Annotated in this window: 10 protein-coding genes and 2 pseudogenes; 6 read left to right on the forward strand and 6 right to left on the reverse strand. The window is 71.1% G+C overall.

All coding sequences use genetic code 11. The features are described from left to right. Positions 1-92 precede the first annotated feature (92 nt). The 3 genes from OG975_RS38465 (at position 93) to OG975_RS38475 (ending at position 5,474) form a co-directional block, all read left to right on the forward strand. Complete coding sequence (locus tag OG975_RS38465; RefSeq protein ID WP_406334112.1) at positions 93-2,987, forward strand: polysaccharide lyase family 8 super-sandwich domain-containing protein; 2,895 nt, start codon at positions 93-95, stop codon at positions 2,985-2,987. A 65-nt stretch (positions 2,988-3,052) separates the two neighbouring features. After that, complete coding sequence (locus tag OG975_RS38470) at positions 3,053-4,804, forward strand: DUF2264 domain-containing protein (protein ID WP_406334113.1); 1,752 nt, start codon at positions 3,053-3,055, stop codon at positions 4,802-4,804. A gap of 25 nt (positions 4,805-4,829) precedes the next feature. Next, entirely contained in the window at positions 4,830-5,474 is a 645-nt protein-coding gene (locus OG975_RS38475; protein ID WP_406334114.1) for a ThuA domain-containing protein, read from the forward strand. A 3-nt stretch (positions 5,475-5,477) separates the two neighbouring features. Here OG975_RS38475 and OG975_RS38480 read toward each other — a convergent pair. Continuing rightward, positions 5,478-5,741 (reverse strand): annotated as a pseudogene (locus OG975_RS38480) (DUF5994 family protein); the annotation flags it as partial. A 600-nt stretch (positions 5,742-6,341) separates the two neighbouring features. Here OG975_RS38480 and OG975_RS38485 point away from each other — a divergent pair. The 3 genes and pseudogenes from OG975_RS38485 to OG975_RS38495 form a co-directional block, all read left to right on the forward strand. Beyond that, a complete protein-coding gene (locus OG975_RS38485; RefSeq protein ID WP_406334116.1) occupies positions 6,342-7,343 on the forward strand; it encodes an acyl-CoA desaturase in 1,002 nt (333 codons plus the stop codon). Positions 7,344-7,376: 33 nt separating this feature from the next. Then, complete coding sequence (locus OG975_RS38490) at positions 7,377-7,820, forward strand: DUF5994 family protein (RefSeq protein ID WP_406334117.1); 444 nt, start codon at positions 7,377-7,379, stop codon at positions 7,818-7,820. A gap of 464 nt (positions 7,821-8,284) precedes the next feature. Then, positions 8,285-8,809 (forward strand): annotated as a pseudogene (locus OG975_RS38495) (slipin family protein); the annotation flags it as partial. Positions 8,810-8,891: 82 nt separating this feature from the next. On the opposite strand, the gene mgtA reads toward OG975_RS38495, so the two are convergent. From mgtA to OG975_RS38520, 5 genes are read right to left on the reverse strand one after another with little or no spacing between them, the layout of a single operon-like run. Continuing rightward, the gene (gene mgtA / locus OG975_RS38500; protein WP_406334119.1) at positions 8,892-11,510 is read right to left on the reverse strand and encodes a magnesium-translocating P-type ATPase; all 2,619 of its coding nucleotides are present in this window, start codon (positions 11,508-11,510) and stop codon (positions 8,892-8,894) included. Next, positions 11,492-13,912 carry a phosphoketolase gene (locus OG975_RS38505; RefSeq protein WP_406334121.1) on the reverse strand — a complete coding sequence of 807 codons (2,421 nt, stop codon included), beginning with the start codon at positions 13,910-13,912 and terminating at the stop codon, positions 11,492-11,494. The genes mgtA and OG975_RS38505 overlap by 19 nt, the downstream gene beginning before the upstream one ends. A gap of 26 nt (positions 13,913-13,938) precedes the next feature. Next, positions 13,939-14,664 carry an ANTAR domain-containing protein gene (locus OG975_RS38510; protein WP_406334123.1) on the reverse strand — a complete coding sequence of 242 codons (726 nt, stop codon included), beginning with the start codon at positions 14,662-14,664 and terminating at the stop codon, positions 13,939-13,941. Between the two features lie 31 nt (positions 14,665-14,695). Further along, on the reverse strand, positions 14,696-15,508 hold the full coding sequence (locus tag OG975_RS38515) for a GAF and ANTAR domain-containing protein (RefSeq protein WP_406334125.1): 813 nt from the start codon (positions 15,506-15,508) through the stop codon (positions 14,696-14,698). Beyond that, a complete protein-coding gene (locus OG975_RS38520; protein ID WP_406334126.1) occupies positions 15,496-15,930 on the reverse strand; it encodes a hypothetical protein in 435 nt (144 codons plus the stop codon). The genes OG975_RS38515 and OG975_RS38520 overlap by 13 nt, the downstream gene beginning before the upstream one ends. Positions 15,931-15,957 lie beyond the last annotated feature (27 nt).

The following is a 15,957-nucleotide window of genomic DNA, read 5'->3' on the forward strand; positions in this document are numbered from 1 at the left end:
TTCAGAGCGAGTTGGACCCGAGGTCTTGTCTCGTCGTATGAAACCGGTTTACCGTCCCCGCCCAACTGCCCCACCTACAGAGGGGATCCCCCATGCTCACTCGCCGACAGCTGCTACGCCTCGCCACCACCACGGCCGGTGCCACCCTGGGCGTGGCCGTGATCGGCTCACGGCCCGCCTTCGCCGCCGACGCATACGACACCCTTCGCCTGCGCTGGATCGACAAAACCCTGCTGGGCACCGGCTACGACGCCACGCAGGAACCGTTCGCCACCCTGCTCACCCTCACGGGCAGCACCGCGTCCGGCTTTCTGTCCGACATGAACCCGTCGACCGCCTCGCTCTGGGACGACCTGCCGATCGGCGCGGTCAGCGCCAACGTCACCTCCAGCTACGTACGCCTGAAGTGGATGGCCCAGGCATGGGCCTTCGACGGCACCGGGCTGACAGGGGACGCCGACCTGCTAGCCGCAGTGCTGACCGGCCTGGACTGGATGTACGCGACCGCGTACACGCCGACGACCACCACCTACGACAACTGGTGGGACTGGCAGATCGGCGCCTCGCGGCTCTCGCTCGACATCGGCTGCCTGGTATACGCCGAGCTCAGCAGCACCCAACTCGCCCACTACCTCGCGGCGATCGACGCCTTCGTGCCGGACTCCGCGGTCGCCTCCTACAGCGGGGTGAGCACCGGAGCCAACCGGGTCGACCTGTGCCGCGTGCTCATCCTGCGCGGCATCCTCGCCAAGAGCTCGGCGAAGATCGCCACGGGTGTCGCCGGTCTCTCCGCCGTGTTCCCGCTGGTCCGCAGCGGCGACGGACTCTACGCCGACGGATCGTTCATCCAGCACACCAACGTGCCCTACACGGGGTCCTACGGCTCCGTCCTGATCAGCGGACTGGCCGGGCTGTTCTCGCTCCTCGCGGGATCGACCTGGGAGGTGACCGACGACAACCGGCAGCTCGTCCTCGACGCCGTCACCGGCGCCTTCGCCCCGTTCCTGTTCAACGGGCTGATGATGGACGGCGTGTCCGGTCGGGCGATCAGCCGCGGCGTCAAGACCGTGGACAACCCGCTGGGCATCCAGCAGGACGACCACGTACGCGGCCATCTCATCGTCGGCAGCATCCTGATGCTGGCGGACGCCGCCTCGGCCGACGAGGCCGCCACCTGGAAGGCGATGGCCAAGGGCTGGCTGGAGCGCGACTACTGGGCCCCGTTCCTGGAGGACTCCTACCAGACGCTGCCCGTGCTGGCCCTCGGCAAGTCCGTCCTCGACGACACCTCGATCACCGCGACCGCCGAACCGGTCGCCTCCCGGGTCTTCGGCAGCATGGACCGGGCCACCCACCGCCGCGCCGCCTGGGCCCTCGCCGTCTCCATGTGCTCCGCGAGAACCGCGTTCTACGAGTGCATCAACGGCGAGAACCTGCGCGGCTGGCACACCGGCTCCGGGATGACCTACTGGTGGGGCGGCACCTACGGCAACGGCCAGTACTCCGACGCCTATTGGCCGACCGTCGACCCCTACCGCCTGCCCGGCACCACCGTCTCCCGCATCCCGCTGACGGACGGACAGGGAACCCCCCGGCCCGCCCCGCCCACGGGGGCCGTCTGGGCGGGCGGCGCCACCGACGGGACGTACAGCGCACTCGGCCAGGACACCCGCGGCCTCGGCTCCACGCTGGCAGCCAAGAAGTCCTGGTTCTGCCTCGACGAACAGGTCGTCTGCCTCGGCGCCGGGATCACCGCCACCGACGGATACACGGTCGAGACCACCGTCGACAACCGCAACCTCGGCTCCACCGCCTCCAACGCGCTGACCGTCGACGGCACCGCCCAGTCGACCACGCTGGGCTGGTCCGGCAGCTTCACCAACGCCTCCTGGGCGTCGATCACCGGGGTCGGTGGCTACGTCTTCCCCGGCGGCGCGACCGTGAAGGCGCTGCGCGAGGCCCGCACCGGCGCTTGGAGCGACATCAACACCGAGAGCTCCACGACATCCCTGACCCGCCGTTACGTGACCCTGTGGGTCGACCACGGCACCGACCCCAGCGGCGCCTCCTACAGCTACGTCCTCCTGCCCGGCGCCACGCCCAGCGTGACCGCCGCCCGCGCCGCCGCCCCGACGGTCACCGTCGTGGCCAACACCTCCTCCGTGCAGGCGGTCACGGACACCGCCACCGGCGTGACCGCCGCCAACTTCTTCGCCGCCGGCAGCGCGGGCCCGATCACCGTCTCGGCCCCGTGCTCCGTCCTCGTGCGGGAGTCCGGCGGCACGCTGTCGGTCAGCGTCGCCGACCCCACCCGCGCCGCCGCGACCGTCACCGTGACCATCGACCGCAGCGGATACACCACGGCTGCCGCGGACGACGGCGTCAGCGTCATCGACCTCGATCCCCTCACCCTGGTCGTGGAGGTCGGCGGCGCCCAGGGCGCCTCGCGCACGATCACGTTCGGCTCCGGCACGACTGTCACCGCCGGCGCGTACACCAAACTCGCCCCCACCGCCGACGCCTACGTCCGCGACGGCTCCTACGCCGACACCAACTACGGCAGCACCACCGACCTGGTCGTCAAGAACGCGAGCACCGGCTACCACCGTCGGTCCTTCCTCAAGTTCGACGTCTCCGCCCTGGCGGGCACCCCCACACGCGCGGTGCTGTGGGTGTACGGGGCCACCTCCGACTCGACCGGCACCCAGGCCACCCTCACCGGATACGCGGTGAGCAGCGACAGCTGGACGGAGACCGGCCTGACCTGGAACAACCAGCCGGCGCTCGGCGACGCGCTGTCCTCCGGCGCGATCGGCAGCGCCAAGGACTGGATCCCGATCGAGGTCACCGGTCACGTCCGGACCCAGTACGCGGGCGACGGCACGGCGACCGTGGCCCTCGCCGAGAGCGCGGCCGGTGTCGCCGTTCTCCTGGCCGGCCGGAGCAGCTCGGCGAACCAGCCGTTCTTGCAGGTCATCACCGGGTGAGTCCGGTTCCAGGAAACAGATGAAACCGATTGCACACCCCGCAGTCGATCTCTACGATGACGGCCATGCCCACCCCGTCACAGCTCTTCGGCCCAGCCCCCACCACCCGGGAGGGCTGGGCCGACGCACTGCTCGCCCTCGCCGCACCCGCCACGCGCACGGCGGCCGCCGGCCCCGGACGTATGCCGGTGCACGCGAGCATGAGCGATCCTCAGGCGGTCTGGTTCGAGCTCGTCGCCCGCCCCCTGTGGGGACTCGCCGCGCACGCCTCCGGGGGCCTGTCCGGCGCGGACCGGCAGTGGGAGGAGGTGCGCCACGCGCTGACCCGCGCCGTCGACCCCGAACACCCGTGGTACGTCGGCCGGCCCGCCGACATGGACCAGCGCCTCGTCGAATCCGCCGCCGTCGGCTACGCGCTCGCCGTCGCGCGGCACCAGCTCTGGGACCCGCTCACCGAACGGCAGCGGCAGCATCTCGCCGACTGGCTCTCGGCGGCGGCGTCGGCGACACCGTGGGACAACAACTGGTGCTTCTTCCCGGTCCTCGCCGCCGTCGGACTGCGCTCGGTGGGCGTGCCGGTGGACGAGACACGGGCGGCCGCGCATCTGGACCGTATCGAGGACTTCGCCCTGTCCGACGGGTGGTACGCCGACGGGCCCGGCACGCCGGAGCGGCCCGGCTCGCGCGACCACTACGTCCCGTTCGGCTTCCACTTCTACGGGCTGCTGCTGGCCTCGCTGAAAGCGGTCGACGAGGAGCGCGGCCGGCGCTACCGGCAGCGTGCCGCCGAGTTCGCCGGGCAGTTCGCGCACTGGTTCGCCGCCGACGGAGCCGCCCTGCCCTTCGGACGCAGCCTCGGATACCGCTTCGCGCAGGGCGCCTTCTGGTCGGCGCTCGCCGCGGCGGACCAGCCCGCCGTCGGCTGGAGCACCGCACGCACGCTGGCCCAGCGCAACCTCGCCTGGTGGTGGCAGCGGCCGGTCCTCGCCGAGGACGGCTCCCTGACCGTCGGCTACGCCTACCCGAACACCGGCGTCGTCGAGCAGTACCTGGCCGGCGGCTCCCCGTACTGGGGCACGAAGGTCTTCGCGAGCCTCGCCGCGGCCGAGGACCATCCGTTCTGGACGGCGCAGTCCGTGCCGGACCTGCCGCCGGGGATCAGTAGCCAGCCGGCCGCGGCGATGATCCTCGCGCGGGACGCGGCGGGGGACGTCGTCGCGCTCGCCGGGCAGAACGCGCCCGCCTGGAACCCTCGCGGCGGGACCGCCAAGTACGCGAAGTTCGCCTACTCCACACTCGCCGGCTTCAACGTGCCCACCGGCGAACCCTCCCTGGAGCAAGGGGGTTTCGACAGCGCGCTGGCCCTGTCCGACGACGGCGAACGCTGGCGCACACGCTCCGCCGGAGAGTCCCGGATCGACGGCGAGACGCTCGTCGTGCGCTGGCGGCCCTGGCCGGACGTGACCGTCGAGACCCGGCTCCGGCACACCGACGGCGGGCATCTGCGCGAGCACCGCATCACCACCGGACGCCGACTGCACACGGCCGAAGGCGCCTTCTCCGTCCCGAAGACGGGCCTCGGGGCGACACCCCACAACGTCACCGAGCGCCCCGGCCTGGCCCGGGCGACGGCCGACACCGCCGTCAGCGAGATCGTCTGCCTCGCCGCCGACGCGGCACAGCGCGAAGGCGTCGTCGTACTGCCGCTGCCGGGCTCGCACCTCCTGCACCCGCGCACAGCCCTGCCGACCCTGCGCGGCGTACTCGATCCCGGCGAGCACGTCCTGCGCTGCCGGGTGTCCCTCACCCGCCGCTGAGTCCCTTCCTCGCACTGGAGCACGTATGTCCGCCAGCCAGATCCTCGTGTACACGGCGACCGCCGCCTACCGGCACGCGTCCATACCCGCCGGTGTGGCCGCCTTCCGCGAACTGGGCGCCGCACACGGCTTCGACGTGCACGCCACCGAGGAGCCCCTGCGCTCCTTGGACGGGTACGACGCCGTCGTGTTCCTGTCGACCAGCGGCGAAGTCCTCGACGCACCGGGCCGGTCGGCGCTGCTGGACCATGTCGCGGGCGGCGGCGGATTCCTGGGGGTCCACTCCGCCGCCTGCACCGAGTACGAGTGGCCCGCCTACGGCGACCTCCTCGGCGCCCGGTTCGCCGGGCACCCGCCGGTGCAGCCGGCCGTCCTCACGGTCGACGGCTCCCACCCCGCCACCGCACACCTGCCGCGGCGGTGGCACTGGACCGACGAGTGGTACGACTTCAGGACGCCGCCGCGTGACGTCACGGTGCTGGCCACCGTGGACGAAACGACCTACACGGGCGGCGGCATGGGTGCCGATCACCCCCTGGTCTGGTACCGGCACCACGGCCGCGGGCGCGTCTTCTACACCGCACTCGGCCACGCGCCCGAGACCTACGCCGACCCGGACTTCAGGGCGCATCTCCTCGGTGCCCTGCGGTGGGCCGCAGCCCGGCTGTAACCATCGAGCGACATGGCCGCTGACGGGCACCTTGTGCGGGATGACCGGCCAGTGCTCGGGGTTGACGGCGACATGGGTGATGCGGCCCCACCGGCTGTCCAACGCATCAGTCAGCGCGGGCAGTTCGCGCAGCAGGTCGCGGGAGCGCGGCCACCAGGCGCCGTCCAGGAGCCCACGGGAGGGGACGTCGGCCTTCAGTACGAGACGGGCGGGAGGGGCTGCGACGGGTGCGAGCCGCGGCAGGGTTGCTTCGAAGGCCGCGGTCATGATGAGAACCCGTCTCCGGGCTGCCCCTGGAGTTGCGGCCCGGGTTTCACCTTTCGCCGGGAACGACCCGGCGTGGAAGCCGGTGTGCGAAATGCCCTCGGTGTCTTCACCGTACTTCTTCTCCTGCTCGCTGCCGCGGCCGTCGTACCGGCAGGAGTACGCTGACAACGTCGAGGGCACGTCGTACGCCGGTGATCGCACAGGCCTCGTCCTCGTCGCAAGAGAGATACGGGCCGCCCAGGTCCGGGCAGGTTCCGCCCCATGACATCCGAAGCCGCGCAGCGCCCACCCCGTTTCGAGGCCGCGCACGAGCGGGCAGGGCCGGGTGGAGGTCCGCATGGTCGCCGCGGACTTTGAAGCGGTTCGGCGCGTCGCGGACGCTCTCCGGTCGCCTTTCGCCGGTGACGAGCAGCGTTGCGGGCCCCTCGGGAACGGGGACGCGACTGCACCTCACAGCGGACGCCTCGCACGCCGCGGGTCCGCTCCGCTCCTGGCTCGACTTCAGCGGACCGCCCGCCGATCGCACCCACCCACCCGCCGTCGAAGAGGCGCAGCCCGAGACCCCGGCCGCACTGTCGTCACCGAGGTCAAGGACCGCCCATGTCTTTCCAGTCTCTCCGTCCCCCGTCCGCCGCTCAGCCGGAAAGTGCCCCGCCGCTCCTGGAGTACGACGGGAGGGCACCTTTCCCGCGCGGCGGAACGACTTGCGAGCGCACCGGCAACGAGCGGCTGTCCCTGACGATCACGGCGTTGATCGTCTTCCTGCCGTTCCTGGCACTCGGCCTGGCCGGCTGGTTGCTGTGGGGGCGCCTGATCCATCCTGTCGATGTCCTGCTCGCCGCGGTGCTCTACACGGTCACGGGCCTCGGCGTCACAGTCGGCTTCCACCGGGGCCTGACCCACGGCAGCTACCGGGCCGTACGGCCACTGCGCATCGCGCTCGCGACGGCCGGGTCGATGAGCTTCCAGGGTGACGTGATCGGCTGGGTCGCCATCCACCGCCGCCACCACGCCTTCACCGACCGGCCAGGCGATCCGCACTCTCCGTACCGCTACGGCACGTCTGTGCGCGGCCAGTTGCGGGGTCTGGTGGACGCCCACGTCGGCTGGCTGTTCCGCAACGAGCCTACGTCTGCGGCGCGTTACGCTCCCGACCTCGTCGCCGACCGCGACATCCGGGCCGTGTCCCGGGCCTTCCCGGCCCTGTGTGTGCTCACCCTCGTCCTCCCCTTCGCCGCGGGCCGGCTGATCGGCGGCACCTGGGCGTCCGCTCTGACCGCCCTGCTGTGGGCGGGACTTGTCCGCATCGCCCTGCTCCACCACGTCACCTGGAGCGTGAACTCCCTCTGCCATGTGATCGGCGAGCGTCCGTTCCGCACCCGTCGCCACGACCGCGCCACCAACTTGTGGCCTCTGGCCCTGCTCTCCTTCGGAGAGAGCTGGCACAACCTCCACCACGCCGACCCCACCAGCGCCCGGCACGGCGTCGACCGCGGCCAGCTCGACCCCTCCGCCGCCGTCATCCGCCTTTTCGAACGCCTTGGCTGGGTCAGGGACGTGCGCTGGCCCACCCCGGACCGTATCGCCGCCCGCCGCGCGTGAACCCGATCGACCGTGTCCCCTTCAGGAGTTCTCATGACACTCGCTCCCCCGCCCCCGCCCCCGCTCTCGTCGTCGTCCGCCGTCCGCCTGCGCCTGTTGGCCCAACCGGCACAGGGCCACATGCCCCGGCGCATCGACGGCGCCTGGTGGCCCCGCTCGACCGATCTGACGTCCGAACTGCCCCAGCTGCTGGGCGGACTGCCGCCCGCCTGGGGGCACGTCAGCAGCGTCCTGGTGGACGAGGCCGTATGGGCCCCGTTCCCCGGACGGCTGCTCGTCGCCGACCAGGTGGTACGCCTGCGCCGGACGACCAGCCAGCACGCCCCGTCCACCGTCTGCCTGCTGGCGCCCGGCCGCGGCCGGTGGGACCTGCTGGTCGTACCGCCCGCGGCCACGGAGGCGGAGGCCGGGTGGCTCATGGACAGCATGGACACCGCTGTGAAGGACAGCGTGGGGTTGGGAACCGCTGTCCGTTGACGGTGTCTGTCGGACCGGCCGTGGGCCCGTGGCACCCAGGGGTGCTGTGGGCCCGGGGGGTGTTGTCACCGGACCGGTTGAAGGCCGCCAGTGCCTTCAGTCCGGCACCGAGCGGCGCAGCCCGCAGCGGTGGAGGTCGGTGGTGCTGCGGTCACCACGGCCGGCCCGGACGGGGGTTCTCGCTCCCGGTCCTGCGGCAGCCGTGTTGCCCGGACGCGGAGTCCGTCCGGACCGTCGGCGGAGTACGCTCGGTGCTACCGAGGGTATTTCGCGCACCGGCTCCCATGTCCGTGTCGCTTTCGGCGATTTGATCACCTCGGGCCGGTTTCGGTCGGTCCGGAGCCGGGTTCGTGTCATGAATGCGACCGCTACCCCCACGCCGATCCCCGAATACACGCCCTCCTCTCCGTCATGCCGGAGGCCTTTTGCTTCCGTTGATTCCTCGCCGACAGCCGTGCCCGATCCGCTGCGGGGTCAAGGACATCGCCCTTCCGGAGTCGATGATGCGCTCGATGTCCAAGCAGGCCGAGGCGGAGCGGGAACGCCGTGCCCGGGTCATCGCCGCCGACGGGGAGTTTGAGGCGTCCCAGCGGCTGACCGACGCCGCCGCGACCATGGCCGACACCCCCGGAGCTCTCCAACTGCGCCTGCTGCAGACCGTGGTGGACGTCTCCGCCGAGAAGAACAGCACCCTCGTGATGCCGTTCCCCGTGGAGATGCTCCGCTTCTTCGAGCACCAGAGCAGGGAAACCGACGGCGCGTCCGACGGACGGGTCACGCACCGGAGCACCAGGCGCCCCGCGGCGCCCGCGGGCGTCGTGATCCCCGAACCCGCCACCCCGGCACCGGCCATTGCGCCCGCCTTCTCGCTGAGCGGAGAACGGGTCGGCTCCGGCGGCAAGCGGATCGGCAGCCGTGCGGAGTTGGCCCGGGAGCGACGGGACAACTGGCCCACACGGAAGGACGCCGAGGAGTCACTGAACGGCTGACCGTTCCGCCGCCGGGGTGACGCGGATCGCCTTGGTACCGGGTGGTGCCGCTGATGACCCTGGTGACAGTACGTCACCAGGGTCACAGCGGTCCGGGGTGGCTGAAGCGGCCGGCCCGGCGCTGGATGCGGTGCCGGCGCGTGCGGTGGCGCACGGGTGGATGCGCGGCCCGCGCGTCGGCACGGGCGTAGAAGATGTGCTTGGCGCCCTCGATCAGTACCAGGTAGAGCACGACCATCAGGGCCAGGGTGAGGAGGAGTCCGAGCGGCAGGGACTGGAAACCGAGCGGCCCCGCGAGCGGCGACATCGGCAGCGCGACACCGACGGCGACGACAGCGATGGCGCTGACCATCAGGGGGCGGCTGGGTCGGCTGCGGTAGAACGGCACCCGGCGGGTGCGGATCGCGAAGACGACCAGCGCCTGCGTGGCGAGGGACTCCACGAACCAGCCGGAGCGGAACAGCGAGGCCCCCGTGTGGAAGATCTCGATCATGACCGCGAAGGTGAGGAAGTCGAAGACGGAGCTGACGGGCCCGAAGAAGAGCATGAAACGGCGGATGAAGGCGATGTCCCAGTGCGAGGGCGCGCGCAACTGCTCCGGGTCGACGTGGTCGGTAGGGATGGTCAACTGACCGGCGTCGTAGAGAAGGTTGTTGAGCAGGATCTGCGAGGGCAGCATCGGCAGGAAGGACAGCACCAGGGAGGCTCCGGCGGCGCTGAACATGTTGCCGAAGTTGCTGGAGGTGCCCATCAGGACGTACTTGATGGTGTTGGCGAAGATCCGGCGGCCCTCGGCGACCCCGTCGGCGAGGACGCCGAGGTCCTTCTCCAGGAGCAGGACGTCGGCCGCGTCCTTGGCCACGTCGGTCGCGGTGTCCACGGACAGCCCCACGTCGGCGGCGTGCAGGGCCAGCGCGTCGTTCACGCCGTCGCCCAGGAACCCGATGTCCCGGCCCCGGCGCCGTAGCGCCCGTACGACCCGGGCCTTGTCCTGGGGCGAGACACGGGCGAAGACGGTGGTGGTCTCGGCCGCCCTGGTCAGCTGCTCGTCGTCCAGCTCCCCGATGTCCCGGCCGGTCAGGGCCAGGCCGGGCGGCAGGCCGAGGTCGGCGCAGACCTTCTGCGCGACGAGCGCGTTGTCGCCCGTACAGATCTTGACAGTGATGCCGAGGTCGGCCAGGCGTTTCAGCGAGGCGGCGGCACCGGTCTTGGGCGGGTCGAGGAAGACCAGGAAGCCGGCCAGGCGCAGCCGGTACTCGTCGGCGGCGGTGAGGGACGTCTGCCCGTTGGCGTCCCTGGTGGCGACGGCGACGACCCGGCTGCCCGCCGCGAAGTGCTCCTGGAGCACCACCGCGGACTCGTCCGGTACATCACCGCAGCGGGCCAGGACCGCCTCGGGCGCCCCCTTGGCCACGAGCAGGCGGCTGCCGTCCGCACGCTCGACGAGCGCGGAGCCCAGCTGCCGGTCGTGGTCGAAGGGCAACAGTGCGAGCCGGTGGTGACCCGTCGGGGGTGTACCTGTGGCCTGCCACAGCGCGATGTCCAGCGCGTTCCCGCCCACTTGGTCGAGGTCGCCCTCGGTGGCCAGCAGGCCCAGCTTGAGCACCATGTCGGAGAGTGCGCCGGCCGGGTCGAGGGCCGCCTCGAAACGGATGCGGCCCTCGGTGAGCGTGCCGGTCTTGTCGGTGACCAGGACGTCCATGTCGCCCAGGTCCTCGATGCACACCAGTCGTTTGACGAGGACCTTGCGCCGCGCCAGCTGCCGTGAACCGGTGGCCAGACTCGTGCTCACCACGGCGGGCAGCAGCTGCGGGGTGATGCCCACCGCGATGGCCAGCGAGAAGAGCAGGGCGTCGAGCAGCGGCCGGTGGAGCAGGAGGTTGATGACGAAGATCCCCGTGGTGAGGGCGGCGGCGACCTTGAGGAGCAGCATGGAGAAGCGGCGCAGCCCCGCCTGGAAGTCGGTCTCCGGCTGCCGTTCTCCCAGCCCCAGCGCGATCCGCCCGAACTCGGCACGGCCCCCGGTGGCGACGACCACTCCGGTCGCGCTGCCGCCGTGCACCACCGTCCCCATCAGCGCGCAGGAGGTCAGCTCGGCCAGTGCCGCCCCCGTGGCGACCGGCTCCGCGGCTTTGTCGGCGGGGGCAGACTCCCCGGTGAGGACGCTCTCGTCGCAGGCGAACGCGGTGCACTCCAGCAGGCGCAGGTCCGCGGGCACCACCTGCCCCAGCGTCAGACGTACGACATCACCCGGCACCAGCTCGGTCACATCGACCTCGGTGGCCGCGCCGTCCCGGACCACGACGGCCGTGTGGCGCACCCGCGAGTGCAGGGCCTGCGCCGCCTTCTCAGCCCGGTTTTCGTTGACGAATCCCAGGGCCACGCTCAGCACCAGGATCCCCGCGATGATGATCGCGCCGGTCCGCTCGCCGAAGAAGTACGAGACCCCGGCCGTCACCGCCAGCAGGATCAGCAGGGCGCTGCGCAGCTGCCGCCCGAGGACCGCCAGGACGCGGACGTGGTGCGTGCGTACGGCGTTCGGCCCGACGGCCGTGAGCCGCTCGGCTGCCTCACCCGTCTCGCCCCCCGACAGACCCTCGGGACTGCTCGCGAGCGCGGCCAGCACGGCCTTCGCGTCTTCGGCGGCGGCGTCCTCCACCCGTAGCTCTGCCACCCGGGTGGTCACTGACTCCAGGTCCATTCGGCCACCTCGGGCAGGTCCGCCCCGTGGGCGCGGATCCAGTCGTGATGGCGGTAACGGACGTCGACCATCCGCTGCCGCAGCGCCGCCGCGCGGACCGCGAGACCGGGCACCCGGTCGATGACGTCCATGACCAGCCGGTACCGGTCGAGGTCGTTCCGGACGACCATGTCGAACGGGGTTGTGGTGGTGCCCTCCTCCTTGTAGCCGCGCACGTGCAGGTGCGGGTGGTTGGCGCGGCGGTAGGCGAGCCGGTGGATCAGCCAGGGGTAGCCATGGTATGCGAAAACAACCGGTTTGTCGGGGGTGAACAGTGCGTCGTACTCGCTGTCGGGCATGCCGTGCGGGTGTTCCTCCGCGGGCAGCAGCCGGGCGATGTCGACGACGTTGACCACCCGTACCGCCAGTTCGGGCAGGTGCTGACGGAGCAGCGAGGCGGCGGCCAGCACTTCGAGGGTGGGTACGTCGCCCGCGCAGGCGAGCACCACGTCCGGCTCACCGCGCTCGGACTCGGTACCGGCCCAGGACCAGATCCCGGCGCCGCGGGCGCAGTGCGCACGGGCGGTGCCGAGGTCGAGCCAGTCGAAGCAGGGCTGCTTGCCCGCGACGACGACATTGACGTAGTCGCGGCTGCGCAGCACGTGATCCGCCACGGACAGCAGGGTGTTGGTGTCCGGGGGGTAGTAGACCCGCACGACCTCCGGCGACTTGTTGAGTACGTGGTCGACGAAACCGGGGTCCTGGTGCGAGAAGCCGTTGTTGTCCTGGCGCCACACGTGCGAGGTGAGCAGGTAGTTGAGGGAGGCGATCGGGCGGCGCCAGGGGAGCCGGCGGGCGACGCGCAGCCACTTGATGTGCTGGTTCGCCATGGAGTCGACGATGTGGACGAAGGCCTCGTAGCAGGAGAACAGGCCATGCCGTCCCGTGAGGAGATAGCCCTCCAGCCAGCCCTGGCAGGTGTGTTCGGAGAGGATCTCCATCACCCGGCCGCCGCGTTCCAGGTGCTCGTCCGTCGGCAGTACCTGGGCCTCCCACGCCTTGCCGCTCGCCTCGTAGACCGCCTGGAGACGGTTGGAGGCCGTCTCGTCCGGGCCGACCAGCCGGAAGTCCCGCCGCTCACCCGTGTCGGCCATCACCCGCGCCAGCAGGTCGCCGAGGACACGGGTCGGCTCATGCGCCGTCGCGCCGGGCTTGTCGACCGGGACGGCGAACCGCTCCAGGGGCGGGAGCGGCAGGTCGCGCAGCAGCAGGCCGCCGTTGGTGTGCGGGTTGGCACCCAGGCGGTGCGCGCCGTCGGGGACGCAGGCCAGGACCTCTTCCCGGGGGCGTCCGTATTCGTCGAAGAGCTCCTCGGGCCGGTAGGAGCGCAGCCATCGCTCCAACTGCCGCAGGTGGTCCGGGTTTTCGCGTACGGCCGGCAGCGGCACCTGGTGTGCCCGCCAGGTGCCCTCCACCGGGAGGCCGTCGACCTCGGCCGGTCCGGTCCAGCCCTTGGGTGTGCGCAGCACGATCACCGGCCACCGTGGGCGTTCGGTGACAGCGGAACCGGTGCCCTCGGTGCGGGCGGCCTGCTGGAGGGCGGCGATGCGGTCCAGGGCCTCGTCCATGGCGCGAGCCATCGCCCGGTGGACGGCGCGAGGATCGTCCCCGGTGACATGGAGGGGCTCGTGGCCGTATCCCCTGAGCAGGGAGTCGAGTTCGGGCTCCGGTATCCGCGCCAGAACCGTCGGGTTGGCGATCTTGTAGCCGTTGAGGTGCAGGATCGGCAGGACGGCACCGTCCCGTACCGGGTCGAGGAATTTGTTCGAGTGCCAGGAGGCGGCCAGCGGGCCTGTCTCGGCCTCACCGTCGCCGATCACGCACGCCACCAGGAGCCCCGGGTTGTCGAACGCGGACCCGTACGCGTGCGAGAGGGAGTAGCCCAGCTCGCCACCCTCGTGGATCGATCCGGGGGTCTCGGGCGCGACATGACTGGGGACGCCGCCCGGGAAGGAGAACTGCCGGAAGAGGCGAGCCATGCCGGCCGCGTCCCGCGTGATGTCCGGGTACGTCTCGGTGTAGCTGCCCTCCAGCCAGGAGTTCGCGACCACGGCGGGTCCGCCGTGACCTGGTCCCCAGACACAGATCGCGTCCAAGTCCCTGGCTTTCACCACCCTGTTGAGGTGGGTGTGGACCAGGTTCAGTCCCGGTGAGGTGCCCCAGTGTCCCAGCAACCGCGGCTTGACGTGCTCAAGAGCCAGGGGCTCGGTCAGCAGCGGGTTGGACAGGAGGTAGATCTGCCCGACGGCCAGGTAGTTCGCCGCCCGCCAGTGGGAGTCCAGCGCGCTCAGTTCCTCCTCGTCGATGTTGTCGATGCAGGCAGGGGTGTCGAGCGAGGTCTCGCGAGGGGGGTCGAGTGGCATGACGAACCCTTCTTGAAGAGGGCTGCTCAGGAACTTCGGGAACTGAGGCCGGGGAGGAATTCGGTTTCGTCGATGAAGGCGCGGGCGACATCCGAGAGGCGGCGGTTGTGGGAGCGGGCGTAGGCCCTCAGGGTGGTGAAGGCCTGTTCCATGTCCGTGTGGCGGCGTTCGGCGAGTTTTCCCTTGGCCTGTTCGATCAGGACGCGGCTGCTGAGGGCTGTCTGCAACTGCTCGTTGAGGAGCGTGTTGCGCTCGGTGGTGCGTTGTTGCAGCAGGCTGATGGTGGCGACGTCGGCGAGGGCCTGGGCGAAGGGGGCGGCGGCGGGGCTGATGGGCGCCGGGGTGGCGTGGAAGAGGTTGAGGGCGCCGACGACCTCGTCGCGCAGGCGCATGGGCAGCGCCTGGACGGCGTTGAAACCGCTGCGCCGGGCCTGGGCGGTGAACAGGGGCCAGCGGGCTGCCTCGTTGCGCAGGTCGTGGACGGAGACCGAGATTCCGGTGTGGAAGCAGTCCAGGCAGGGGCCTTCGTGGTTCTGGAGCTGGAAGAGTTCCAGGAGGCGCACCCGTTCGTCGGAGGCGGCCATGACGCGCAGTACGCCGTCACCGTCGGCGAGCAGGACGCCCGCCGCGCTCGCGTCGAGCAGGTCGACGCAGCGGTCGGTGAGCAGGCGCAGGAAGTCCATGAGGTCGAAGTCGGCGACGAGACTGTCGGCGAGCTCGACGAACGTCCGGGCCATCAACTGTTCCTTCATCGTGCACACCTCTGTGTATGGGGCGTGAGCATCAAGACTCCTCGTCGAGGGGTCGCGCATCCGGCGGTTGGATGTCGGACGGAGCCGTGTCCGGGGGGAGGCGGAGCCGGTGGGCGACCACGTCGGCGGCGACCACCGAGATCCGTGTCCCCCGGGCATACGCGTGGGCGCGCAGCCGGATGAAGGCTTCCTCGAAGCCGACGTCGAGCTGGACCATGAGGATGCCGGTGGCCTGGTCGATCTCGGCGCGGTATCCGCCCAGGTCGTCGAAAGGTGCGGCATCCGGCCGGTCGGTGTCGGCCGCGTCGGTGTCGAACGGGACACCTGTCTCACTGATCCGGGCATCGAGCAGAATCAGCGTGGCAGCGTCGGCGAAGGCCATCGCATCGGCCACCTCCTCCGCGTCCAGCTCGACCGAGCTGCTGGAGTACAGGTCGAGTACGCCGGGGCTGACGGCCCCGATCTGCAGGGGGAAAGCGAAGACCGCTCTGGCACCGGCTTCCAGGGCCGCGTCGGCGAACACCGTCCAATGTCGCTGGAGTTCACCGGCCAACAGGTCGGGGCAGAGGACCGTCGAGCCGAGGACGTAGGCGTCCACGCACGGTCCCTCGCCCAGGGTGAGCTGGAGTTCTTCCAGATGCTGACTGACGGAGTCGGTGCTGCACAGCGGATGACTCGCCCGGTCGCGAGACATCGCGGACATCCCGGCCCCGCCAACCGGCAGTGCCGCCACTGCCGCCGTGCACACGTCGAGGACGCCGACCCGGGCGCCGCGCAGGGCCGCCTGCTCGGCCACGAGAGCCTGGATCCGCGCCGACCGGCTGCCGGGGATCACGATGACCACCGGGTCCAGGAGCGGTGATCAAGTCCCTCCGGCCTCGTCGTCGTTCGCACCCCCAAGGGGAGGACCAGCGTCAGGAGCACGGCGCCGTCGGCCGCCCTGCGGCCGTCTCCGACGTCCGTCCGATCCCAGCAGCGGAGAGCGGCCAGGATCGGCTGGTCAGGCCGGTCCGCCAAGGTGACACCGAGTGATGCCCGGTGCTCGGTGAGCAGCCGTTCCTGCAGCCGCCGGGCCTCGTCCCGGCCCCGCGCGTGCGGACGAACCAGGATCCCGGCGAAGGCGAAGGTCAAAGCCCGGTCGGCACTGGTGAGCCGGCCGACCGCGATCGGGAGTGCTCGGTCGAATCCCAGCCCACCGGAGTCGTCACCGCGTACGGGGAATCCGGACGCGCACCCCACCAGGTTCGATGCCTCAGCGGTCAGCATCGCGGACCCCGGTCTCCAGGTGTCATG

Origin of the sequence: Streptomyces sp. NBC_00203 (assembly GCF_045206325.1) — a bacterium.
Classification (GTDB): Bacteria; Actinomycetota; Actinomycetes; order Streptomycetales; family Streptomycetaceae; genus Streptomyces; species Streptomyces lutosisoli.